Below are 23781 nucleotides of genomic sequence, written 5' to 3'. Positions count from 1 at the left end.
CCACCGCAATCACTCGTCCGCTTTCAGTTTCAACTCCACCATCAATTCATCCGCCAGCGTCTCCAGGGACTCCTGCAACGCCTCGAGTGACAACGTTGGCGGCAATCCCAGCACCGCGTTGGCACGGAACAGGGTTTCGCTGCTCATGGGCGCCGGCTCGACATTGGTCACCAATTGCTCGACGTTGACCCCCTGGCCGGTCAGCAAGCGTGTCACGTCGCGGACGATCCCCGGTCGGTCGTTACCCACCAGCTCCATGCTGATTGGCTTGCGGGACGCCGGAATTTCCACGCCAATTTCAGCAAATTGCACCCGGATCCCGTAATCCGACAATCCTCCCAGCGCCTGGCGCAATTCAGTCTGCGCCTGGTCCGGGACGTCCACGCGAATAATCCCGGCAAACTGCCCGGCCATATGAGTCATGCGGCTTTCCAGCCAATTACCACCGTGATCTGCAATGCACGATGCGATCCGCTCGACATGCCCGGGTTGGTCAGGGGCAAATACGGTGACGATAAGATGATTCACGGCAAACTCCTCATTTTTTACGTGTCATAGGCGCGCTTCACCCGCCTGGGCGACGATCGGGCAAGTATAGGCAAGGCCATGACGCCCGCATCAATGCTTCCGGGAGAAACAATCTGTGTACCATTTCAATAATTCTCTGGAACAATTAACGGGTTTTTTGAGAACATCCTTAACCCCAACGTGACCCGTCGTGAAAAATCAGTCGCTCGGTGACATATTTAGTCTGATTTTCACACCGCGACTCATCATGTAGTATTCCCCAGCGTTCACTACATAGATGTCACCTGGATGTAGAAACGATGCCTGACTTGGCACCGCCGCTCGTTGACACCTGTTTCGCAAAGCGCACAAACGTCTTTCCTTCAGGTCCCTCCGGCCCCGGCCCAGCCGCCAGCGATGGCATGATCTGGCCAGGGTGAGCAGTGATGTCGATGGCTTTTAACAAGAGAGCGCTCGTGATTGAAGCGCAGATAGCTGAGCAGAGTGAGGCAAGCAATGACTGAACACGTTCAAGTCGGTGGCCTTCAGGTCGCCAAAGTCCTTCTGGATTTCGTGAACAACGAAGCCCTTCCTGGAACCGGCCTTGAAGCAGCCGCGTTCTGGGCCGGTGCCGACAAGCTGATCCACGAGCTGGCACCCAAGAACAAAGCCCTACTCGCCAAACGCGACGACTTCCAGGCGCGCATCGATGCCTGGCACCAGTCCAATGCCGGCAAGGCCCATGACGCCACGGCATACAAAGCTTTCCTGCAGGAAATCGGTTATCTGCTGCCAGAAGCGGCGGACTTCACCATCACGACGCGAAACGTCGACGAAGAAATCGCCCGTATGGCCGGCCCGCAGCTGGTCGTGCCGGTGATGAATGCGCGCTTCGCCCTGAACGCGTCGAATGCCCGTTGGGGCTCGTTGTATGACGCTTTGTATGGCACCGACGCCATCAGCGAAGAGGGCGGCGCCGAAAAAGGCCGCGGCTACAACAAGGTTCGCGGTGACAAGGTGATCGCCTTCGCTCGCGCCTTCCTGGATGAAGCCGCGCCACTGGCTGCCGGTTCCCATGTCGATTCGGTGAACTACAAACTGGTCGATGGCGTGCTGATTGTCGGCCTCAAGGGCGGCAGCAACACCGGGCTGCGCGACGACGCGCAACTGATCGGTTTTCAGGGCGAGGCGTCGGCCCCTACCGCGCTGCTGCTCAAGCACAACGGCCTGCACTTCGAAATCCAGATTGATGCCGCAAGCCCGGTTGGCCAAACCGACGCAGCCGGCGTCAAAGACGTGCTGATGGAAGCAGCGCTGACCACCATCATGGATTGCGAGGACTCCATCGCCGCCGTGGACGCTGACGACAAAGTGGTTGTCTACCGCAACTGGCTCGGCTTGATGAAGGGCGATCTGTCCGAAGAAGTCTCCAAGGGCGGCACGAGCTTCACCCGCACCATGAACGCTGACCGTGCCTACACCTCGCCCAAAGGCGAGGCTGTCACGCTGCACGGCCGCTCGCTGTTGTTCGTGCGCAACGTCGGTCACCTGATGACCATCGATGCAATCCTCGACAACCAGGGCAACGAAGTACCGGAAGGCATTCTCGACGGCCTGCTGACCAGCCTTGCGGCAATCCACAACCTCAATGGCGGCACCTCACGCGCCAACAGCCGTACCGGTTCGGTGTACATCGTCAAACCGAAAATGCACGGCCCTGAGGAAGCAGCGTTCACCAACGAGCTGTTCGGCCGTATCGAAGACGTGCTGAGCCTGCCGCGCAACACCCTGAAAGTCGGGATCATGGACGAGGAACGCCGCACCACGGTCAACCTCAAGGCGTGTATCCAGGCCGCCAGCGAGCGCGTGGTGTTCATCAACACCGGCTTCCTGGACCGCACCGGCGATGAGATTCACACCTCAATGGAAGCCGGCCCCGTCGTGCGCAAGGCGCAGATGAAGGCCGAGAAGTGGATCGCTGCGTACGAAAACTCCAACGTCGATATCGGTCTGAAGTGCGGTCTGCAAGGACGTGCGCAAATCGGCAAGGGCATGTGGGCCATGCCGGACCTGATGGCTGCCATGCTGGAGCAGAAAATCGCTCACCCGCTGGCCGGCGCAAACACCGCGTGGGTCCCGTCCCCGACTGCGGCTGCACTGCACGCACTGCATTACCACAAGGTTGACGTGTTCGCCCGGCAGGCCGAGCTGGCTCAGCGCACGCCTGCCTCGGTCGACGACATCCTGACCATCCCACTGGCGCCGAACACCCACTGGACGCCAGAGGAAATCCAGAACGAACTGGATAACAACTCCCAAGGCATCCTGGGCTACGTGGTGCGCTGGATCGATCAGGGCGTGGGCTGCTCCAAAGTGCCGGACATCAACGACATCGGCCTGATGGAAGACCGCGCGACCCTGCGCATTTCCAGCCAGCACATCGCCAACTGGCTACGCCATGGCGTGGTCAGCGAACAGAAAGTGATGGAAAGCCTCAAGCGCATGGCGCCGGTGGTGGACCGTCAGAACGCCGGTGATTCGCTCTATCGCCCGCTGGCGCCGGACTTCGACAGCAACATCGCCTTCCAGGCGGCCGTCGAGCTGGTGATCGAAGGCACCAAACAGCCTAACGGCTACACCGAGCCTGTGCTGCATCGCCGTCGACGCGAGTTCAAGGCCAAGAACGGGTTGTAACAGTCCGGCCAATAAAAAGGCGGCGTGCCTGACTGACACGCCGCCTTTTTTATTCGGCTCAGCAAACCCTTGATGTGACTGACACGCGGCTACCACTGTAGGAGCCGGCTTGCTGGCAATCGGCTGGCTCAGACACAGTCACGTCGCCTGATGCATCGCATTCGCCAGCAAGCCGGCTCCTATAATGGCCCGCAGCGTCTAGCTCATCCCCAATTCCCGCTTGACCAATCTGAGCAACTGCTTGGTATTGATCGGCTTGAGCAGGAAATCCACCACGCTCAGGTGCATCGCATCGATGGCGTCGCGCACGTGGGCATCGCCTGAGACGATAATGATCGGCAGTGCCGCACGGTCCGAGTCGCGAACCTGACGGATCAGGTCCAGCCCGTCGCATGGCGCCATGCGCAAATCGGTAATCAACAATGCAATGGACGGTCGGGTTTGCAACAAATGCATGGCGCTGGTGCCACCCGCCGCCGTGATACAGCTGATGTCATTGAGACTGAGGATTTCGGAGAGCACTTCCCGAGCATCCTTGTCATCATCGACGATCAACACCCGTTGTGGCGATTGCGATGGAGGCGCGAGCATGACCTCATTAAGGGCTTCGCGCTCCTCATCACTCAAAATGTTGTGATCGAACATACCCGTCTCATCTTCCTGTCGACTCTCATTCTGACAGCGCAAACAGACTGAATACGCTGCACGCTTTGTCGGCTTCATGCCAGGCCTGACCGGCCTCTGCGCGCAGGACAATGATGCGGTTGTACACCACCGCCTGTTGTCCTCCAACGCCTTTCCTTCCACCTAAGACTTACGTCCAATGTGCATCACCGGATAAGCGGTCGACCATGGCGCTATAAAAACAAGCGGTATCGGTCATGAGCAAAGCGGACGCTTTCACCCAGGCAGGCAAGACAGCCGTGTTGCAGAACATTCACGGCACGATGCAATTCCTGCAAAAATTCCCGCCTTTCAATCAGATGGAAAACGCCCACCTGGCGTACCTGGTCGAACAGTGTCAGCTGCGTTTCTACGCTACGGATGAGAGCATCATCAAGCCTGGCGATGGGCCAGTAGAGCACTTTTACATCGTCAAACAGGGTCGGGTGGTCGGTGAACGCCCACATTCGGCCAAAGGCGGCACCGAAACCACATTCGAAATCACCACCGGTGAATGTTTTCCGCTGGCCGCCCTTTTGGGTGAACGCGCCACGCGCACCGAGCACCTGGCGGCCGAGGACACCTTCTGCCTGCAGCTGAACAAACAGGCGTTCATCAAGCTTTTCGCCCTCTCCAGCAGCTTCCGCGACTTCGCCCTGCGCGGTGTCAGCAGCCTGTTGGAACAGGTCAATCAGCAAGTAAAGCAGAAGGCGGTGGAAACACTGGGTACGCAGTACTCGCTCAATACCCGGCTGGGTGAGCTGGCGATGCGGCATCCGGTCACCTGCTCGCCTGAAACACCGCTGCGCGAGGCCGTCAGGCAGATGGATGAACAGCAGGTCGGCAGCATCGTCATCGTTGACGATGCCAAGGCCCCGCTGGGGATCTTTACCCTGCGCGATCTGCGCCAGGTGGTGGCGGATGTGAATGCAGACTTCGGCCAGCCGATTCATCACAGCATGATTCAGGCGCCCTTTTACCTGAGCCCCGATGCCAGTGCGTTCGATGCAGCCATCGCCATGACCGAACGGCATATCGCCCACGTTTGCCTGGTCAAGGATCAGCGTCTGTGTGGCGTGGTGTCGGAGCGCGATCTGTTTTCCCTGCAACGGGTGGATCTGGTGCACCTGGCGCGCACCATCCGTTCTGCCCCGCGCATCGATTCGCTGAGCAACCTGCGCGGGGACATCGTGCAGCTGGTGGACCGCATGCTGGCCCACGGCGCGTCGTCGACCCAGATCACCCAGATCATCACCCTGCTCAACGATCACATGGTCTGTCGGGTCATCGAGCTGACGCTTGAAGAAAAAGGCGATCCCGGTATCCCGTTCAGCTGGCTGTGTTTTGGCAGCGAAGGTCGGCGCGAGCAGACGCTTTATACCGATCAGGACAACGGCATTCTGTTCGAGGCCAAGGACGCCGCCGACGCCGCCGAAATTCGCGGCCGGCTGCTACCGATCGCCGAACGCATCAATCAGAGCCTGGCGCAGTGCGGGTTCTCGCTGTGCAAGGGCGGGATCATGGCCAGCAATCCAGAACTGTGTCTGTCTCGGGTCGAGTGGGCGCGGCGCTTTGGCTCGTTCATTCGCGAGGCAACACCGGAAAACCTGTTGTCGTCAAGCATCTACTTCGACCTGCGCGTGGTCTGGGGCGATGAAAGCGGCGGCGCGCAATTGCGTCAGAGCATCCTGGCCCAGGTCGCGGACAACAAACTGTTCCAGCGCATGATGGCCGACAACGCCTTGCGTCAGCGCCCACCGGTAGGACGTTTCAGGGATTTCGTGGTCGCACGCAAAGGCAGCGAAAAAGACACCCTGGACCTCAAGACCCAAGGCCTGACGCCGTTCGTCGACGGTGCCCGTCTGCTCGCCCTGGCCAACGGTGTGGAGGCCAACAATACCCTGGAGCGCCTGCGCCAGCTGGTTGCCAGGGAAGTCATCGACCCGTTGGACGGCGCCGCCTATGAAGAGGCGTATCACTTCATCCAGCAGACCCGTATGCAGCAACACCAACAACAGAGCCGTCAGAACCTGCCCTATTCCAACCGTATCGACCCTGATGTACTCAACCATCTGGATCGGCGAATTCTGCGCGAATCGTTCCGCCAGGCGCAGCGCCTGCAGACCAGCCTGACCCTGCGTTATCAACTGTAAGTGGTAGACCCCGCATGAACCTGTTTCAGTGGCTCAAGCCATCCAGACGTGCCAAGACGCCTGATCTGACCTGCGAACAACTGCAGCGCCTGGACACGCTGCCGCGCGCTGCTGTGCTCAACGAACAGCCGCTGCGCCAACAGCGCTGGGTGGTGCTGGATGTGGAAACCAGTGGCCTGAACATGAGCCGCGATCAGGTGCTGTCGATCGGCGCCGTGGTCATCGAGGACGGCGCCATCGATCTGGGCCAGCAGTTCGAGCGCACGCTGTTACGCACTGACCACAAACTCAGTCCCAGCGTGCTGATTCACGGGCTGGGGCCCAGCGCGATTGCCGCCGGCAGCGAGCCGATTGAGGCGCTGCTGGATTTCATGGAATTTGTCGGCGACAGCCCGTTGCTGGCGTTTCATGCGCCGTTCGATGAACACATGCTCGGCCGCGCATTGAAGGAAAGCCTGGGCTTTCGCCTGCAGCATCCCTTTCTCGACGTGGCCGAAATTGCCCCGCTGTTATGCCCTCAGGCATGCCTGCGACAGGCGGGTCTGGACGACTGGACCGCATTCTTCGGCCTGCATGCAGAAGAACGGCATCACGCCAGCGCCGATGCCCTGGTCACCGCAGAACTGGCGTTGATCCTTTTCAGTCACGCCCGACGCCAGCAGATGGACAGCCCCGCCAGGCTGGAACAATGCCTGGCGCAGTGGCGACGCAGGCAGCAATCGCACTCGTTTTGATGCAGCTTGTGTCCATCGCCGCCCGCTGTAGCAGCATGGCTAGCCGGCAGTTAAGTCCCGAAAACCGCTGCCGCCGGTGAGCCGCACTGTTTATAGAGGCCTGCGGCATGCCCTTCGTCGCCTCTAGATTTTTCCTACGCAAACTATGCCGTTCGGCCCTTGGTGATAACGACTAATTGCCAGCATTCATTGGCTCTGACACAATCGCGAATAATTCTCGTTAGTTACTTTGTTCTCCTTGGTGCGTACGTGTCATCACTTCAAAGTCCTCAACATCAGCTTGTCGGAACGCTCTATCGCGACCATCGCAGCTGGTTGCTGGCTTGGCTGAAACGTAACGTCGCCTGCCCACACCGCGCCGAGGATCTGAGCCAGGACACTTTCATGCGCCTGCTGGGCCGGGCTCAGCTGAACGAGCCTCATGAACCCCGGGCGTTCCTGGTGTCTGTGGCCAAGGGCCTATTGTTCGATTACTTCCGTCGGGCAGCGCTGGAACAGGCATACCTTGCCGAGCTGATGCTGATCCCCGAAGGCGAACAGCCCTCACCCGAGGAGCAGCAAATGATCCTTGAAGACCTCAAGGCCATCGACCGCCTGCTAGGCAAGTTGTCGAGCAAGGCTCGGGCAGCCTTCTTGTATAACCGTCTGGACGGCATGCCCCATGCCGAAATCGCCGAGAAACTCGGGGTTTCGGTACCGCGCATACGCCAGTACCTGGCCCAGGGCATGCGCCAATGCTATGTCGCCCTGTACGGCGAGCCGACATGAGCATCTCGACCCGCCCGGTACCCTCCCATGTACTCGACGCGGCCATCGCCTGGCAGTTGTGCCTGGATTGCGGCCAGGGCAGCGAGGCTGAACGTGAAGAGTTCGCCAAGTGGTATGCCGCCAGCGAAGAGCACGCCCGCGCCTGGATGCAGCTGGGCATGCTCGATCAACGATTTGCAGGTACTACGGGCCCTGCCCGCTCGGCGCTGCTGCGCTCTCGCGAAGGTATCAGTCGGCACGTGCGAAAATTCGGGCGCGGCGTTGCCAGTATCGCCCTTGCACTGGGTCTGACCCTGGCACTCGGTGATCACTTCTTGCCGGTCAGCTACTGGCTGGCGGATCAGCGCACGGCGACCGGTGAGCAACGCACCATTCGCCTGTCGGACAACACTCTGATTCGCCTTAATACTCACAGCGCGCTGGACGTGCGATTCGACGCCCACCAGCGCCGGGTGGTTCTTCAGGAAGGCGAAATTTTCGTCGAGACCGGCAGCCATGAAGACCCGAGGCCGTTCATTGTCGAAACCGATGAAGGACAAATGCGTGCGTTGGGTACGAAGTTTCTGGTCAAGCGTCAGAACGACGGCACCCTGTTGAGCGTGCTGCAATCGGCCGTCGCCGCGCATCCGCAAATTTCCGGCAATGAAATGATTCTCCATGAGGGTCAGCAGATGCTGATCCAGCGTCACGGCCTGGGCCCGATGCTCGCGCTCGTTCCCGGCGCCGATGCCTGGATGCAGGGCATGCTGGTGGTCGATAACGCACCACTCAGGGAGGTCGTCGCCGAACTGGGTCGTTATCGCCAGGGGCATCTGGGAGTGGCGCCGGAAGTGGCTGACCTGCGCATCACCGGCAGCTTCCCGCTCAACGACACGGACCTCGCCCTGAAGGCCCTGACGCCGACCTTGCCCGTGGCCATCGAACAACGCACGCATTGGTGGGTAACGGTGGTCGGCAACGCGGAAAAGCCAACCAGCAAACTCTGATCAGGGTTCGCACGATTCGATTCTGCCCGAAGGGCGTGGGAGTCCGCCGGGGTGGCGCTGCACCTTGCCGACGATCTGCCGGGCACCGGCAGCAAGCCGTGAAATATAGGGCCTGCTGACGGACCGGGGTGCACCGGTTTACTGCCGGTGCCCGACAGATCGTGAGCAAGCTGGCTCCTACGCCTGCGGCCAGAATCAAAAGCACATGACGCGCGCCGCAGAATTATCGAAACGGTTCAAAATTGTAAATCTAAATTATTTTCGATTAACCCTATCACTTTTCAGATCTCGCTCGGCTCATAGGCAATGAGAACATTTTCCATTCAGGAGCCGCCCATGTCCCGCACGCTTCAAACCCTTCTGCGACCGAGCCTGCTGGCCGTTGCCGTTGCAATCGCCGCGCCCCTGGCAAGCACGCAGCTGATGGCGGCCTCGCAGACGTCCAGCGTTCGCGCCTACAACCTGCCGGCAGCGCAGTTGTCCACGACATTGACCCAGATCGCCAGCCAGGCCGGGCTTGCGCTGTCGCTGGATCCGTCGCTGGCCGCCGGTCGTACCTCGGCACCGGTTCAGGGTCAGTTCGATGCGCCGGGTGCGATGGCGCAGGCATTGCGTGGCACGGGTCTGCAATTGACCCAGACGTCCGCAGGCACCTATAGCCTCGTCGCCGCGCCTGAAGGCGTGATGGCACTGCCGGAAACCAGTATCCAGGGGCGTCAGGACGGCGTTGAAAGCGCGTGGGGTCCTACCGATACCTACGCGGCGACGCGCACTGCCTCCGGCACCAAGACCGATACCGCGCTGATCGAAGCACCGCGTTCGATCTCCGTCGCCACCCGCCAGCAGATGCAAGATCGCGCCGTGCAGAACCTCGATGATGCGGTGCGCTACATGCCGGGCGTCGTCGCCAGCAGCTACGGCAGCGACAGTCGCGCTGAGTGGTTGAAAGTGCGCGGCTTCGAACCCACGCAGTTCCTCGACGGCTTGCCCCTGCCAAAAGGCGCGTACGTCATGCCGAAAATGGAAACCTGGGACCTGGACCGCGTCGCCCTGCTCCGTGGCCCGGCCTCATCGGTTTACGGCCAGACGCCTCCAGGCGGCCTGCTGGACATGGTCAGCCGCCGCCCCGAAGCCCAGGCCAGTCACGAAGTTCAGGTCCAGGTCGGCAGCTACAATCGCAAACAGATCAGCTTCGACAGCACCGGCAAGATCGATGATGCCGACAACTTCGAATACCGCGTCAGCGGCGTGGTCCGTGACAGCGGTACTTCGGTCGAGCACATCGACGACAAGCGCTACAACATCGCCCCCAGCCTGACCTGGAACATAGATCCGGACACCAAACTGACCTTGCTGACTCAGTTCAACCGTGACGATACCGGTATCACCAGCCAGTTCCTGCCGATCCAGGGCACCAAATACCCCTCCGCGGTCGGGCGGGTGAAATACCACGAGAATCTCGGAGACCCGGACTGGGAGTTCTACGACAAGACCTACTACGCACTGGGCTATGCCTTTGAACACCGCCTGAACGATGTCTGGCAGTTCAAGCAGAACCTGCGCTACACCAAGAGCGACTTGTCCTTCCAGGGCATCACGGCGGGCGGCTACTTCGGTTCAGTATCCGATGATGGCACTGTCCAGCGTGGTGCCAACGTCGTGAATGAAGACATCAGCCAGTTCGCCCTGGACAACAATTTCCAGGCCGACTTCGACACCGGCGTGCTCAAGCATACCCTGTTGCTGGGCGTGGACTACCAGCGCGTCAACCACAATTACAAATGGCAATACGGCAACGCGCCTACCAGCAACATCGCTCGCCCGATCTATGGTCAGGACTTCAGTAACGTCGCATACACGGCCTATCAGGATTACAACCAGAAGACCGACGACATCGGCGCTTATTTCCAGGACCAGATTGCCCTGGATAACTGGCGCCTGACCCTCGGCGGTCGTCAGGACCTGCTCAAGACCCAGTCGAAGTTCTACAACTCCGATCAAAGCGATGACCGGACCGACAGCGCCTTCACGGGCAACGCAGCACTGAGTTACGTTTTTGATTCCGGCTTCACTCCGTACGTTTCCTACGCCGAATCGTTCCAGGCCGAACAGGGCGGTGCCAATGGCGTTGCCTTCAAGCCAGGCACCGGCAAGCAGTACGAAGTGGGTCTGAAATACCAGCCACCGGGCAGCGACATCATGTTCACCGCTGCGGCGTACGACCTGACCCGCAGCGACATCGTACTGAGCGACACCCTGGGCGTGCAGCGTCCATTGGGGGAAGCCAAGGTGCGTGGCTTCGAGCTCGAAGCGGTGGGCAACGTCACCGACAACCTGAAAGTGACGGCGTCCTACACCTACGCCAACAGCAAGATGACCAAAGTCACCGACCCGCTGGACAAGAATCGTCCACTGCCGCTGACACCTGAAAACCAGGCGTCGATCTGGGGTGACTACACCTGGCACACCGGCCTGCTCGATGGCTTCGGCCTGGGCTTCGGCGCCCGTTACGTCGGCGACACCGACAACATCGCGATTGGCAGCTACGGCTTCGTGGCCGACAAAAACTATGGTCACAGCAACCCTTACACCGTGTATGACGCAGCCGTTCATTACGACCTGGGCCGTATGAGCAACTCGCTCAAGGGTGTCAGCGTGTCGGTCAACGCCAACAACGTGTTCGACAAGGAATACGTTTCCACCTGCGACGGCTTCTACTGCTACTACGGCGATCGTCGTAGCGTGCTCGCAAGCGTGGACTACAAATGGTAATCGTTTAAACTCCTAGCGCTGAAAAACAAGGGCCGCTCGTAACAGCGGCCCTTTTTGCTTTCGCTTAACCCGGTACCTGCGCCATGAAGAGCCAAACCATCCGCCGCTGGTCGTTCATCCACACCTGGACCAGCCTGATCTGCACCCTGTTCCTGCTGATGCTGGCGATCACCGGCTTGCCATTGGTGTTCCACCACGAGATCGATGAGCTACTGGGCGACGCCCCGCAGCTCAAGCAAATGCCGGCCGACACCCCGCGCATGGACCTGCAACAACTGGTCGCTGCCGCTCAGGCGCATCGTCCGGAAGAAGTGGTGCAGTACTTCGGCTGGGACGAGGACGAGCCCAATGGCATGTACGCGTTCATGGGCAAAACGGCGGGCGGCGACCCCAACGATACGCATACCTTCATGCTCGATGCGCGCACCGGGCAAGCCGTGGAGACGCCATCGGCCAATGGCGGCTTCATGATGGTCATGCTGCGCCTGCATGTGGACATGTATGCCGGATTACCGGGCAAGTTGCTGCTGGCCTTCATGGGGCTGCTGTTTGCCCTGGCGATCATTTCCGGCGTGGTGCTGTACGCGCCGTTCATGCGGCGGCTGGATTTCGCCACGGTACGGCCGCACAAATCGACCCGCGTGCGTTGGCTGGATTTGCACAACCTGATCGGTGTGGTGACGCTGACCTGGACCTTTGTGGTCGGCCTCACCGGCGTGCTCAATGCCTGCGCGGACCTGGTCATCGCTCAATGGCGCGACGATGCGCTGGCCGCGATGGTCGCCCCCTATCGTGATGCCCCGCCGCTCACCGACCGGGCACCGGCCACGCGCTTGCTGGAGATTGCCAAGGCCACCGTACCGGGCACCGAACCTTCGTTCATCGCGTTTCCCGGCTCGCGTTTTTCCAGTGAGCACCACTATGCGGTGTTCATGAAGGGCGATACGCATCTGACTTCACATCTGCTGACGCCAGTCCTGATCGATGCCAAGGACCTGACCGTGACTGCCATTGTCAGCAGCCCCTGGTACATGGATGCACTGCTGTTGTCGCAGCCCCTGCATTTTGGCGATTACGGCGGTATGCCGATGAAAATCCTCTGGGGCGTGCTGGATGTACTCACCATCATCGTGCTGGGCAGCGGCGTCTACCTGTGGTGGGTGCGCCGACGTGCCGCTGCCACGGTCAAGGTAAGACAGGCGGTGGAGCCAGCATGACCCGGCACAAGAAACACGCGGCGTTCTGGAGAACCTTTGCCAAGCCGGTCTGGATTGCAGCACTGACCGCAGCCGGCCTGTTCGCCGCGCTGCTGGGCGATGACGGCTGGGATGTATTGTCCTGGGTCGGTCTGGGGATTCCGGCGTGGTTGAGCGTCAAGGGCTTGATGGTGCGGCGGCGCACGTCGAACTGAGCAATCCTGCGCTCAAACATCCCCCTGCGGGTGGCTGTCGCGCAATGTGAAGCAGGACATTGCACGGCGTTCTGGCCCTGACTAGTCTAAGGCCCAGACCGAACAGAGGAATGTCCATGTCGTCTCCCAGCATGACGCTGTATTACCACGCCGCGTCGCCGTTCGCGCGCAAGGTGCTGATTGTGCTGTATGAAACGGGGCAGACACTCAGCGTCAACCTCAAGCCGGTGGCCGTCAGCCCGGTTACTGTCAACAGTGACCTGTGCCACGAAAACCCCTGCGGGAAGATTCCGGCCCTGTGCCTGGCCGATGACAACGTGATTCATGACAGTCGGGTGATTCTCGATTACCTCGACCATCAACACTGCGCCAACCCCCTGATTCCGCGCCAGGGCCCGGCGCGCTGGAGACGCCTGACCCTGGCCTCACTCGCCGATGCAGTGCTCGATGCGGCGGTGCTCATCCGCTATGAGACGTTTTTTCGACCGCAGGAAAAGCGCTGGGGCGAGTGGCTGGACAGCCAGAGCGAGAAGATCTTGCGCTCGCTGGCGTACTTTGAAACCGAGGCGTTGACCGAACTCAGTGCCCATTTCGACATCGCGTCGATCAGCCTGGCCTGCGCCCTGGGCTATCTGGACTTGCGCCAACCCGACCTGAGCTGGCGCAGCAGCTTCCCGCGGCTGGCCAGCTGGTATTACGAAGTCAGCCAGCGCCCGTCAATGCTGGAGACGCAACCGCCAGCTTGATCAGGCTTCCCTCCCGCAAGAGGCGACTGCGCCAGGTGCATCCGGGCGCCGGATCCACCTGGACGTTCATCAGCATTCGGGTTTGTCGGCGATGTAGCGACGTGCCGGATTGACCGCTGCGCCAAACTCACGAAGCGCCTTGGCCCCGATCAGCAACGGGTAGTTGAAATGACTGCGGTCGACCAGATTGACCTCGACCGTGCGTTTGACGTTGCCCAGGCACAGTTCCAGATCCACCACCGGGCGTTTGGTCGGATCGACCGGCTCGTCTTCGTCCTCACCGTCAGATCGGCCCTTGATGCGGCTGATGCGCGAAACCTTGTGCTCGTAAACCTTGTTGTCTGCATCCTTGGTCGCCAGCCGGAAGCGGACCCAGTCATCGCCATCGCGCTTGAACAGTTCGATGTCCTTGGCCGACAGCGAAGCGGTCAGCGCCCCGGTGTCCATCTTGGCCTTGAAGGTCTCGCCAAACTCGCCGACCTGAATGTACTCGTAGCGACCATACAACGTCGGTTCAGCGGCCATGACAGGCAACGCCAGCAAAGACAGAAGCGCCATAAGGGATTTCACGTAGCAGATTCCTCGCAATGGATGGGCAGGCATGAGCCCGATTCTATACGTCAGACGCATGCCCTTTGTAGGCGTGAACTGACCCAGGTGCCTATTTGGCGCCCCAAACCCCACTCAACGCCGACAGCGCCGAACCGCTCGCGCCCTGCTGCCCCAGATACTGCAGGATCACCGGTACAAACTGGCCGACCATGCCACTGTCCATGCCAAGGGCGCTGAACGCCTTGTTCACATCGCCCATGCTCTGCACATTGCCCAGCGCGCTGCTGACGGCCGTATTGCTGCTGCCAGAACCGCCCAACATGCCGCCCAGACCACCCAGGCTGCCTAGTGCGGAGGTGCCGGAGAGTTGATCGAGCCCAGGCACCGATTTGCTCAGGCTCGAGTAGTCATTGCCGGAAAGCTTGTTCTTGGCCAGCCCCAACAAGGCGCCGGTGCCGCCCACCGCCTGCTGCGGGGTGACGTTCAATTGCGTGCCCAGCGAGTTCAGCAGGCCAGCCGCCTCAGGCGCTGCGGTAGCCTTCTGCTGACCTCCGGTGGCGTTGGAAACGGCGTTTGCCGCATCGTTCAGGTTGAAAGCCAGGACTGGCATCGCCGCCAGCGCCATCAACGTCGCCAATGCAGCATTGCGTGCGTTTTTCATCGAAACTTTCATCCAGGCGACCTCGTTATCCAAAGAACCGGCCATGGCCGGGTAAACACGCGTTGGACCACTGCCGGGCGGGAAGTTCCGACACGCCGGCCGGCTTCTATATATCCGCGGGTACGCTGCATCCACTTTGCAGCGGGCAACGTATTGCTTGCACGAACAGTGACTTCAGCGAACTGCCGCCCGATGGCCGGTGGTTTTCATTTTCCCTAGGGTGAGTAAAAAAACGTGGTTGGAACTGCGGCGCAACCTGGACTAACCTGCCAGCATTCTGGCGATCAGCGTGCTCGCCGTCGTTCCCATGTCTGGAGTATGCCTATTTCCTCCGTCGACGCCGATGACCTCCGCCAGCTGCTCGCTCAATGCTCGCTGGGCAACCGCCGCGCTTTCGAAAGCCTCTACCGCAAGGTTTCCGGACACCTGTTCGCCGTCGCTCTGCGTTGCATGGGTCATCGTGACCAGGCAGAAGACATCGTGCAGGAGGCCTTCGTGCGGATCTGGAACAGCGCCTCGCAATACGATGCGAATCTTTCGGCGCCGATGACCTGGATGATCAGCATCACGCGCAACAAGGCCATTGACCAGCTGCGCAAACATCGCGAAGAACCGCTGACCGATGAACAGGCCCAGGCACTGTTCGATCCGTCGGCGTCGGCGCATGAACAAATGGAAGGCCAGCGCGATGCCAGCGCATTGCAACGCTGCCTCGACACCCTCGAAGGCATGCAGCGTCAGTCCATCATCACCGCGTACTTTCATGGTGCCTCCCACGGCGATCTGGTCATTCAATTGGCCGCGCCGCTGGGCACCGTAAAGTCGTGGATACGTCGGGGCATGGAGCGCCTGCGCAGGTGTCTGGAATCATGAATTATCGCCAACCTGAACTGCGCCGCGCCCTGGCCGCCGACTATTCCATCGGCCTGATGCCCTCTACGGCGCGCCGGCGCTTCGAAAACCTGCTGCTGGATGATCCCCTGTTACGTGCCGAGGTCGCACAGTGGCAACAAAGCCTGGTCGGGCTGACGTCGTCGCTGGCACCGCAACCGGTACCGGAGCGGGTATGGCAGCACATCGTCGCGCGTATCGAACCGCAGCAGTTGCATGTGCCGGAAAAATTACCATTCTGGAGCTGGATGCGCCTGACCGCCGCGGCCTGCTCGCTGCTGGTCGCGGTTATCGTGGGCGTGATCTACAACCGCGACAAAGCCGAGTTCAATGCCACCCTTCTGGCAGGCAACCAACAACCGGCGCTGACCGTGGAGGCCTTCGACCACTATCTGAAAGTCGAGCCGGTCACCGTCGCGTCAGTCGAGTCGGGCCGTAGCCTGGAGTTGTGGGCCATTCCCGCAGACGGGGTTCCGGTCTCGCTGGGCGTGATTCCGGATGACGGCAAGGGCCGCGTCGAACTGAGCGCCAGTCAGCGCCAGTTGCTGGGCTCACAAACGACCATGGCGATCACATTGGAACCCAAAGGCGGGTCGCCGACGGGTAAACCGACCGGGCCAATCCTGTACAAAGGCCAGTTGGCATCGCTGTAGCGCCGGTCAGGGGGCTGCAACGTCAACCAGCCTCTGCGGTTCGAACAGCCGCGCAAGCTGACGTGTCCAAAGCGCCGACCCCGCCTGAACGGGCGGGCGGCGAATGAATGCATGGGCAAATTGCTCGCCGTTGCGCAGTTTCTCCCGCAGCGTTGTCAGGCGGATTGCGCCCTGATGATCACGCTCCCAGTACAGCGGCTCGCTGAAATATCGAACTTGGGTGGTTGCCTCAGCCGATTGCGTCGCCCCTTGCAAATGCTGCCACCATGATCTGTTGAGGTGCTGCATTGGCGTTTGACGCTGAGACTGCCTGGAGGATGATGGCAGCTGCGCCTGGGTGATCAGGGAAAACCCCGATAGCCACGGCGCCCACAGACCAGACACCTCGCTGACGACGCATTCACCCGCGACAAAGTCGGCTTCGCAGTCGGTCTTGTGCTGATATGCCGGCGTGATCCGGACATGCTGGCGGTACGCTGAACGATAGCCGGACTGGCAGATCCGATCGGGCATTCCTGCCCACTTGCAGGCGTTGGCGTTCTCGAAGAAAACCGACGAGGAAACCCAGCGCTGCTCGCTTGCCTCCAGTTCAGCACTCGCCAGCATGGCTGGCACTGCAACCAGACACATCCCGATCCAGGCCGAAACCGTTTTTTTTGATACCTCAACAAACATGTACCACCCGCGACCTGAAAAAACCCGGCGGGACAAATAGCACGTAGAAACGCTCCTCGACACAAGCGGGAACGGAATTCAAAGATTCCACCTGGAAATACGGAAAGATCCTACGCCAGCCAAGGCTCCAGCTTACGGTGAGCACATCTGGGCCGGCCGAGCCGTCGATGCATGCTCAACAGCGATGGCCTTTGGAATAACGGTTATTTCAAATCGATCCAGGAAACTGTCATTTCTGACAGTAGTCACCGCACTGGATGCTGAGCAGCATGAAGGCCTGCCCCGCACCTGCGCCTCATCTGGAGTTGCACCAGAAGAAATGAAAACGGGCGACCCGAAGATCGCCCGCCGTTGCGGTTGGCCGGCTTACGCGGCGCTGAATAGCTTGTGTGGATCGATCACGAATTTCTTCGGTACACCCGCATCAAACTCACCGTAACCTCGCGGTGCATCGTCGAGGCTGATGACTTCCACGCCGACGACGTCGGCAATGTTGATGCGATCCCACATGATGGCTTGCATCAATTGACGGTTGTACTTCATGACTGGCGTCTGGCCGGTGTGGAAACTATGGGATTTCGCCCAACCCAGGCCAAAACGAATGCTCAGGCTGCCCATTTTCGCCGCGGCATCGACAGCGCCCGGGTCTTCGGTGACGTACAGACCGGGGATACCGATCTTGCCCGCTACCCGCACCACACCCATCAAAGAGTTGAGCACGGTCGCAGGGGCTTCGGCCTTGACGCCCGCGTGGCCATGACCGCGCGCTTCGAAGCCGACAGCGTCGACAGCGCAATCCACTTCAGGCTCGCCCAGCAGAGCGGCGATCTGTTCGTGCAAAGGGGTGTCCGTGGACAGGTCGGCGATTTCAAAACCCTGTGCCTTGGCGTGGGCCAGACGCACGGGGTTCACGTCGCCAACGATGACCACCGCAGCACCGAGCAGACGCGCCGAAGCCGCCGCCGCCAGACCGACCGGGCCGGCACCGGCGATATACACCGAGCTGCCCGGACCGACACCGGCGGTCACTGCGCCGTGGTAACCGGTCGGCAGGATGTCCGAGAGGCAGGTCAGGTCGCGGATCTTTTCCATCGCCTTGTCGCGATCAGGCAGTTTGAGCAGGTTGAAGTCGGCGTACGGTACCAGCACGTATTCGGCCTGGCCGCCGGTCCAGTCGCCCATGTCGACATAGCCATAGGCGCCACCGGGACGCCCTGGGTTGACGGTCAGGCAAACGCCGGTGTGCTGCTCTTTGCACGAACGGCAAAGCCCACAGGCGACGTTGAACGGAACCGACACCAGATCGCCGATCTTGAGATTCTCGACGCCGGAGCCCATCTCGATGACTTCACCGGTGATTTCGTGCCCCAGGACCAGGCCGACCTGGGCAGTGGTGCGACCGCGCACCATGTGTTGGTCCGAACCGCAGATGTTGGTGGATACCACGCGCAGAATGACCCCGTGCTCGATCTTCTTGCCGCGCGGGTCCTGCATTTTGGGATAGTCAATCTTGCGTACTTCGACCTGACCTGCGCCGAGATACACCACACCACGATTACCAGACATGCTTTCACCTCGCTGAATTGTTTTTATGGATGCAGCTGTGTAGCGGAGTTATGCGTTGCGTGGGTGTTGCGGCAACGCACCGATTGCTCTGGGGTATTTCGTTTTCCATCCTTGATGTTGCGTCGTTTGTGAATCCTTCTTCGCGAGCAAGCTCACTCCTACAGGGGCGCGCGATCACTGTAGGAGTGAGCTTGCTCGCGATACCGCGAAACGATCCGTCCTTACAGCACCACTGTGCGATTGGCGTTGAGGAACACACGCCGTTCGATGTGATAACCCACCGCACGCGCCAGGGTCAGGCCCTCGATGTCGCGACCCTTGGCGATCAAATCCTCGGGATAGTGACTGTGATCCACCGCCTCGACGCCCTGGGCGATGATCGGACCCTCGTCCAGATCGTTGTTGATGTAATGCGCGGTTGCGCCGACCAGTTTCACGCCCTTGTTATAGGCCTGGTGGTACGGCTTGGCACCCTTGAACCCCGGCAGCAGCGAGTGGTGGATATTGATCGCCTTGCCGTCCAGCTTGCGGCACAGCTCGGGCGACAACACCTGCATGTAGCGGGCAAGAACCACCAGCTCGGCGCCGGACTCTTCGATCACCTGCCAGACCTTGGCCTCTTGCGAAGGCTTGTCGTTGGGATCGAGAGGGAAATGGTAGTAGGGAATCTCGTGCCAGCGCGCCAAAGGTTCGAGATCGGGGTGATTGGACACCACGGCGACCACGTCCATGGACAGTTGGTTGATGCGCTGGCGGTAAAGCAGGTCGTTGAGACAGTGATCGGCCTTGGAGACCATGATCACCACTTTCGGCCGGTAGTTCGGCGCGGTCAGTTCGAAGATCATGCCAAACGCTTCACCGGGTTCACTCAAGCCTGCGCGAAAAGACGTCTCATCGAAGCCATCGGGCTGACGGAATTCGACACGAATGAAGAAGCGGCTGGACAGCCGGTCATCGAACGAATGGTGCTCGGTGACATAACAACCCTGCTCGAACAGGTAGCGGGTGACCGCGTCCACCGTGCCCAGCACGCTGGGGCAGTCGGCGGTCAGAATCCAGGTATCGGGGGCGCGGCTCATGGATCTTCCTCTGATCGTTCCCACGCTCTGCGTGGGAATGCAGTTCAGGACGCTGCGCGTCCATCACAATGACGCGCAGCGTCAAGGGCAACGTCCCCACGCAGGGCGTGGGAACGATCACGTCAACAGACTTTCACAACGGCTCAGGCGGCAATCCCGAGGCCGTACTCCGCACTCGCATCCTGCAGCCACAACCACCAGTAATCGGAGAAGCTGCGGCGAATGACCAGTTCCCAGGTCTCTTCGCCGGTACGACGGATCACCAGTTGCGACTTGGCGAACACGGTACCGATGGCTTTGCCCACCGGGAAATTGCTCGGATGCACATCGTAGCTGGTGGACTTCATCAGCAGTTCCCGAACTTTCGGGCCGGTCAGCTCCAACAGCGATTGACCGCCGCTGACGTTGACGATCGCGATGTGCAACCCATCCAGTGCTTCGCGCAGCTTCTGCTCGACGGCGAATTCTTCGCCGCCCGGCACGATCAGCAGCCATTCATCCGGGCCCAGCCACTGGATCGAGCTTGCACCGCTAAAAACCACTGCCAGTGCGCCCGGCAGTTCCATGCCCAGCGCCTTGTGCACGCCGGCAGCGAACGCCGCGTCGTGACCGTTGCCACGAATGGTCAGGTGACCCAGCAGTTTTTTCTCGCGCAGCACCACACCCGGGTTGGTGCGGCCTTTGCCGACCAGGCTTTTCAGGTCGGCATGAAACAGAGGCGACTCGACTTTGACGTCGGTCGTGGGCCGCTGTTGGTAAACGTTGGCTGTGGTCATAGAGCACCTGTGTTGAATTCTGTTGTAACAGTGAACATGGCCCCTATGGGAGTGAGCTTGCTCGCGATTGCAGTATGTCAGTCAGCACATGTATGCCTGGTCTGACGCTATCGCGAGCAAGCTCACTCCTACAGAGAAATCAGCAAACCCAGAGGCTTACTCCACGTTCTGCCGGTCACCCTTCGGATCGAAGAACACCGAGGACACGATTTGCGCCTCGATCACACTGCCATCGGCTTGCGGCGAGAACACACGCTCACCCATGCGCTTCAGACCGCCCTTGACCACACCCATGGCGAACGAGTAGCCCAGCGAGTTCGCTGCATAGCTGGATGTCACGTGACCGACCATGGTCATCGGGATCGACTGTTTAGGGTCGAACACCAGCTGTGCGCCTTCGGGCAGCCACTTGTTCGGATCGATCGGCTTGAGGCCAACCAGTTGCTTGCGCTGATCACGCACGCAGTCTTCGCGATTCATGCCGCGCTGACCGAGCCAGGAGAACGGCTTGGTGCGACCGACACACCAGCCCATGTTCAGGTCGTCCGGGGTCATCGAGCCGTCGGTGTCTTGCCCGACGATGATGAAGCCCTTCTCGGCGCGCAGTACGTGCATGGTCTCGGTGCCGTACGGGGTCAGGTTGTACTTCTTGCCAGCCTCGGCGATTTTTTCCAGGACACCCATGGCGTAGTCGGCCTGGATATTCACTTCGTAGGAAAGCTCACCGGTGAAGGAAATCCGGAACACCCGCGCCGGTACGCCGCCGACCAGACCCTCTTTCCAGGTCATGAACGGGAATGCTTCACGGCCCAGGTCGATGTCGGTCACTTCGCCGAGCAGCTTGCGGCTGTTCGGGCCCGACAGGGTCAGGGTCGCGTAGTGGTCGGTGACGGAGGTGAAGTACACCTTCAGGTCCGGCCATTCGGTCTGCTGGTAGATTTCCAGCCATTGCAGCACGCGTGCAGCGCCGCCCGTGGTGGTGGTCATGATGAAGTGGTTGTCGGCGACACAGGCAGTCACGCCGTCGTCGAAAACCATGCCGTCTTCTTTACACATCAGGCCGTAACGGGCCTTGCCCACATCCAGCTTGGTCCAGGCGTTGGTGTAGATGCGGTTGAGGAACTCACGCGCATCCGGGCCCTGAATGTCGATCTTGCCCAGGGTAGACGCGTCCAGCAGGCCGACGCTGTCACGTACCGCCTTGCATTCGCGACGCACGGCGGCATGGATGTCTTCACCGGCTTTGGGGAAGTACCACGGCCGTTTCCACTGACCGACGTCTTCGAACTCGGCAGCGTTCTTGATGTGCCAGGCATGCAGCGCGGTGAAGCGCACAGGCTCGAAGATGTGACCGCAGTGACGCCCTGCGACCGCGCCGAACGTGACCGGCGTGTAGTTGGGGCGGAACATGGTGGTGCCCATCTCGGGAATGGTCACGTTCAGCGAGCGGGCCGCGATGGCCAGTCCATTGACGTTGCCCAGCTTGCCCTGATCGGTGCCGAAGCCCAAAGCGGTGTAGCGTTTGACGTGCTCGACCGACTCGAAACCTTCGCGGGTCGCCAGTTCGATGGCGGCGGCGGTGACATCGTTCTGCAGGTCGACGAATTGTTTCGGCGCGCGGGAAGTACCCTTCTCGTGGGGCACCTGGAACAACGCCAGTGTCGGTTCCTCGGCACGGCTCAGGGCCTTGGGCATGACACCCTCGACCAGCTGGAAACCGGCTTCGCTGGCTGCGCGCACACCGCCCTCAAAGCCATCGGCCAGGCTGTCGCCCAACCCATAGACACCGTTCACACCGCCGACGCACACACGCTTCTGCGGTGCTTCGCCCGGTACGAAACCGAGAATGTCCTCACGCCAGACCGGCTTGCCGCCCAAGTGGGAGGCCAGGTGAACGATCGGGCTGTAGCCACCGGAGCTGGCGACCAGGTCGCAATCAAGCCACTCGCCTGGGCTGGTGACCTTGTGCGCCTTGACGTCGATGGCGGCAACCCGGGCGCCACTGACGCGCTTGCTGCCACGTGCTTCGACCACGGCGCTGCCGGTGAGAATGCGGATGCCTTTGGCGCGCGCTTCTTCAACCAGCGCGCCGCGTGGATTGTGGCGTGCATCGGCTACCGCGACCACTTGCAGACCGGCATCGAGCCAGTCCAGTGCAACGCGGTAGGCGTAATCGTTGTTGGTCGACAGCACCAGCTTCTTGCCCGGCGCCACGCCATAACGGCGGACGTAAGTGGAGACTGCACCAGCGAGCATGTTGCCCGGCACGTCGTTGTTGCCGTAGACCAGCGGGCGCTCGTGTGTGCCGCTCGCCAGCACGACACGCTTGGCGCGAACGCGGTGCATGCGCTGACGCACCTGACCGATTGGCGCGCGGTCGCCCAGATGATCGGTCAGACGCTCGTGGATGGTCAGGAAGTTGTGGTCGTGGTAACCGTTGACCGTGGCGCGCGGCAACAGAACGACGTTGGCCAGCCCCTTCAACTCGGCAACCACAGTGGCTACCCACTCGGCTGCTGGCTTGCCGTCCAGGCTCTCACGGGAATCAAGCAGACTGCCGCCAAACTCTTCCTGTTCGTCGGCCACGATCACCCGCGCGCCGCTGCGCGCTGCAGCCAGTGCAGCAGCGAGGCCAGCGGGGCCGGCGCCCACCACCAGCACATCGCAGTGCTGGTTCATGTTGTCGTAGGTGTCCGGATCGTTTTCAGTCGGCGAGCGACCCAGCCCTGCGGCCTTGCGGATGTACTTCTCGTAAGTCATCCAGAACGATTGCGGGTACATGAAGGTTTTGTAGTAGAAACCCGGCGGCATCAGCTTGCCGCCGACCTTGCCGAGAATCCCCATCATGTCGGTATTCACACTCGGCCAGCCGTTGGTGCTGGTGGCGACCAGACCCGAGTACAGCGCTTGCTGCGTGGCGCGCACGTTGGGGATCTGCGTGGCTTCGGTGGCACCGATCTGCAGCACCGCGTTCGGCTCTTCGGACCCTGCTGCAAAAATGCCGCGAGGACGCGAGTACTTGAAGCTGCGGCCAATGATATCGACGCCGTTGGCCAGCAGGGCTGCGGCCAGGGTGTCGCCTTCAAAGCCTTGGTAGGTCTGGCCATTGAAGCTGAAATTCAGGACCTTGCTGCGGTCGATGCGGCCGCCGTTGGGCAGACGATTGGACTGGCTCATACCTTGTCTCCCTTACCGACTGCCGGAACCTTGTTAACGAACTGTGGCTTGGTGCCAATCGGATAGGTTTCGAGAATTTCATAAGTCACGGTGTCACGCGTGGCGTTGAAGTACTGACGGCAACCGGCGGCGTGAATCCACAGTTCGTGGTGCAGGCCGCGGGGGTTGTCGCGGAAAAACATGTAGTCGCCCCACTGCTCGTCGGTGCAGGCAGCCGGGTCCAGCGGACGCGGGATGTGAGCCTGACCGGAGGCGTGGAATTCCTCTTCGGAGCGCAGTTCGCCACAGTGAGGACAGAAGATGTGCAACATAGGAAA

The 23781-nt window shown here is 60.7% G+C and carries 21 protein-coding genes; 11 read left to right on the top strand and 10 right to left on the bottom strand.

Going from position 1 to position 23781, the window contains the following annotated elements:
• Positions 1-9: 9 nt before the first annotated feature.
• Positions 10-528 carry a glycine cleavage system protein R gene (locus tag ACI2KS_RS20890; protein WP_404622899.1) on the bottom strand — a complete coding sequence of 173 codons (519 nt, stop codon included), beginning with the start codon at positions 526-528 and terminating at the stop codon, positions 10-12.
• 495 nt (positions 529-1023) lie between these two features.
• Here ACI2KS_RS20890 and ACI2KS_RS20885 point away from each other — a divergent pair, with 495 nt between their 5' ends.
• Positions 1024-3201 carry a malate synthase G gene (locus tag ACI2KS_RS20885; RefSeq protein ID WP_404622898.1) on the top strand — a complete coding sequence of 726 codons (2178 nt, stop codon included), beginning with the start codon at positions 1024-1026 and terminating at the stop codon, positions 3199-3201.
• 198 nt (positions 3202-3399) lie between these two features.
• On the opposite strand, the gene ACI2KS_RS20880 is transcribed toward ACI2KS_RS20885, so the two are convergent.
• Entirely contained in the window at positions 3400-3846 is a 447-nt protein-coding gene (locus ACI2KS_RS20880; RefSeq protein ID WP_404622897.1) for a response regulator, read from the bottom strand.
• Positions 3847-4082: 236 nt separating this feature from the next.
• On the opposite strand from ACI2KS_RS20880, the gene ACI2KS_RS20875 reads away from it, so the two are divergent.
• The 8 genes from ACI2KS_RS20875 (at position 4083) to ACI2KS_RS20840 (ending at position 13434) form a co-directional block, all read left to right on the top strand.
• A complete protein-coding gene (locus ACI2KS_RS20875; RefSeq protein ID WP_404622896.1) occupies positions 4083-6017 on the top strand; it encodes a putative nucleotidyltransferase substrate binding domain-containing protein in 1935 nt (644 codons plus the stop codon).
• A 14-nt stretch (positions 6018-6031) separates the two neighbouring features.
• Positions 6032-6751 (top strand): PolC-type DNA polymerase III, encoded by a 720-nt coding sequence (locus tag ACI2KS_RS20870; RefSeq protein WP_404622895.1) that lies wholly within the window; start codon positions 6032-6034, stop codon positions 6749-6751.
• Between the two features lie 249 nt (positions 6752-7000).
• Positions 7001-7519: an RNA polymerase sigma factor gene (locus tag ACI2KS_RS20865; RefSeq protein ID WP_404622894.1), complete on the top strand. Its 519-nt coding sequence runs from the start codon at positions 7001-7003 to the stop codon at positions 7517-7519.
• On the top strand, positions 7516-8505 hold the full coding sequence (locus ACI2KS_RS20860; RefSeq protein WP_404622893.1) for a FecR domain-containing protein: 990 nt from the start codon (positions 7516-7518) through the stop codon (positions 8503-8505). Before ACI2KS_RS20865 ends, ACI2KS_RS20860 begins: the two co-directional genes overlap by 4 nt.
• Positions 8506-8841: 336 nt before the next feature.
• Positions 8842-11277, top strand: coding sequence for a TonB-dependent siderophore receptor (locus ACI2KS_RS20855; RefSeq protein ID WP_404622892.1), 2436 nt, complete (start codon positions 8842-8844; stop codon positions 11275-11277).
• Positions 11278-11360: 83 nt separating this feature from the next.
• The gene (locus ACI2KS_RS20850) at positions 11361-12494 is read left to right on the top strand and encodes a PepSY-associated TM helix domain-containing protein (RefSeq protein ID WP_404622891.1); all 1134 of its coding nucleotides are present in this window, start codon (positions 11361-11363) and stop codon (positions 12492-12494) included.
• Positions 12491-12688, top strand: a complete 198-nt coding sequence (locus ACI2KS_RS20845; RefSeq protein WP_404622890.1) for a hypothetical protein — start codon at positions 12491-12493, stop codon at positions 12686-12688. The genes ACI2KS_RS20850 and ACI2KS_RS20845 overlap by 4 nt, the downstream gene beginning before the upstream one ends.
• A 116-nt stretch (positions 12689-12804) precedes the next feature.
• The gene (locus tag ACI2KS_RS20840) at positions 12805-13434 is read left to right on the top strand and encodes a glutathione S-transferase family protein (RefSeq protein ID WP_404622889.1); all 630 of its coding nucleotides are present in this window, start codon (positions 12805-12807) and stop codon (positions 13432-13434) included.
• Positions 13435-13503: 69 nt separating this feature from the next.
• Here ACI2KS_RS20840 and ACI2KS_RS20835 read toward each other — a convergent pair whose 3' ends face one another.
• The gene (locus ACI2KS_RS20835) at positions 13504-14004 is read right to left on the bottom strand and encodes an ATP-dependent zinc protease (protein WP_404622888.1); all 501 of its coding nucleotides are present in this window, start codon (positions 14002-14004) and stop codon (positions 13504-13506) included.
• 91 nt (positions 14005-14095) lie between these two features.
• Entirely contained in the window at positions 14096-14647 is a 552-nt protein-coding gene (locus ACI2KS_RS20830) for a DUF2780 domain-containing protein (RefSeq protein ID WP_404622887.1), read from the bottom strand.
• A gap of 234 nt (positions 14648-14881) precedes the next feature.
• Between ACI2KS_RS20830 and ACI2KS_RS20825 the strand changes: the two genes are divergently transcribed.
• Together ACI2KS_RS20825 and ACI2KS_RS20820 are read left to right on the top strand one after the other, a co-directional pair.
• Positions 14882-15520, top strand: coding sequence for a sigma-70 family RNA polymerase sigma factor (locus ACI2KS_RS20825; protein ID WP_404622886.1), 639 nt, complete (start codon positions 14882-14884; stop codon positions 15518-15520).
• Complete coding sequence (locus ACI2KS_RS20820) at positions 15517-16191, top strand: anti-sigma factor domain-containing protein (protein ID WP_404622885.1); 675 nt, start codon at positions 15517-15519, stop codon at positions 16189-16191. Before ACI2KS_RS20825 ends, ACI2KS_RS20820 begins: the two co-directional genes overlap by 4 nt.
• Before the next feature lie 6 nt (positions 16192-16197).
• Here ACI2KS_RS20820 and ACI2KS_RS20815 read toward each other — a convergent pair whose 3' ends face one another.
• The 6 genes from ACI2KS_RS20815 to ACI2KS_RS20790 form a co-directional block, all read right to left on the bottom strand.
• Complete coding sequence (locus ACI2KS_RS20815; RefSeq protein ID WP_404622884.1) at positions 16198-16866, bottom strand: DUF1190 domain-containing protein; 669 nt, start codon at positions 16864-16866, stop codon at positions 16198-16200.
• Positions 16867-17232: 366 nt separating this feature from the next.
• Complete coding sequence (gene fdhA / locus ACI2KS_RS20810; RefSeq protein WP_404622883.1) at positions 17233-18432, bottom strand: formaldehyde dehydrogenase, glutathione-independent; 1200 nt, start codon at positions 18430-18432, stop codon at positions 17233-17235.
• Positions 18433-18653: 221 nt separating this feature from the next.
• Positions 18654-19511 carry a formyltetrahydrofolate deformylase gene (gene purU, locus ACI2KS_RS20805; RefSeq protein ID WP_404622882.1) on the bottom strand — a complete coding sequence of 286 codons (858 nt, stop codon included), beginning with the start codon at positions 19509-19511 and terminating at the stop codon, positions 18654-18656.
• A gap of 143 nt (positions 19512-19654) precedes the next feature.
• Positions 19655-20287, bottom strand: coding sequence for a sarcosine oxidase subunit gamma (locus ACI2KS_RS20800; protein ID WP_404622881.1), 633 nt, complete (start codon positions 20285-20287; stop codon positions 19655-19657).
• 156 nt (positions 20288-20443) lie between these two features.
• Complete coding sequence (locus tag ACI2KS_RS20795) at positions 20444-23464, bottom strand: sarcosine oxidase subunit alpha (RefSeq protein ID WP_404622880.1); 3021 nt, start codon at positions 23462-23464, stop codon at positions 20444-20446.
• A complete protein-coding gene (locus ACI2KS_RS20790) occupies positions 23461-23775 on the bottom strand; it encodes a sarcosine oxidase subunit delta (RefSeq protein WP_404622879.1) in 315 nt (104 codons plus the stop codon). The genes ACI2KS_RS20795 and ACI2KS_RS20790 overlap by 4 nt, the downstream gene beginning before the upstream one ends.
• Positions 23776-23781 lie beyond the last annotated feature (6 nt).

It is taken from the genome of Pseudomonas sp. NPDC087358 (assembly GCF_044900785.1).
Lineage (GTDB): Bacteria > Pseudomonadota > Gammaproteobacteria > Pseudomonadales > Pseudomonadaceae > Aquipseudomonas.
Note: the sequence above shows the minus strand (reverse complement) of the source record. Positions and strands in the feature narration are given on the sequence as shown.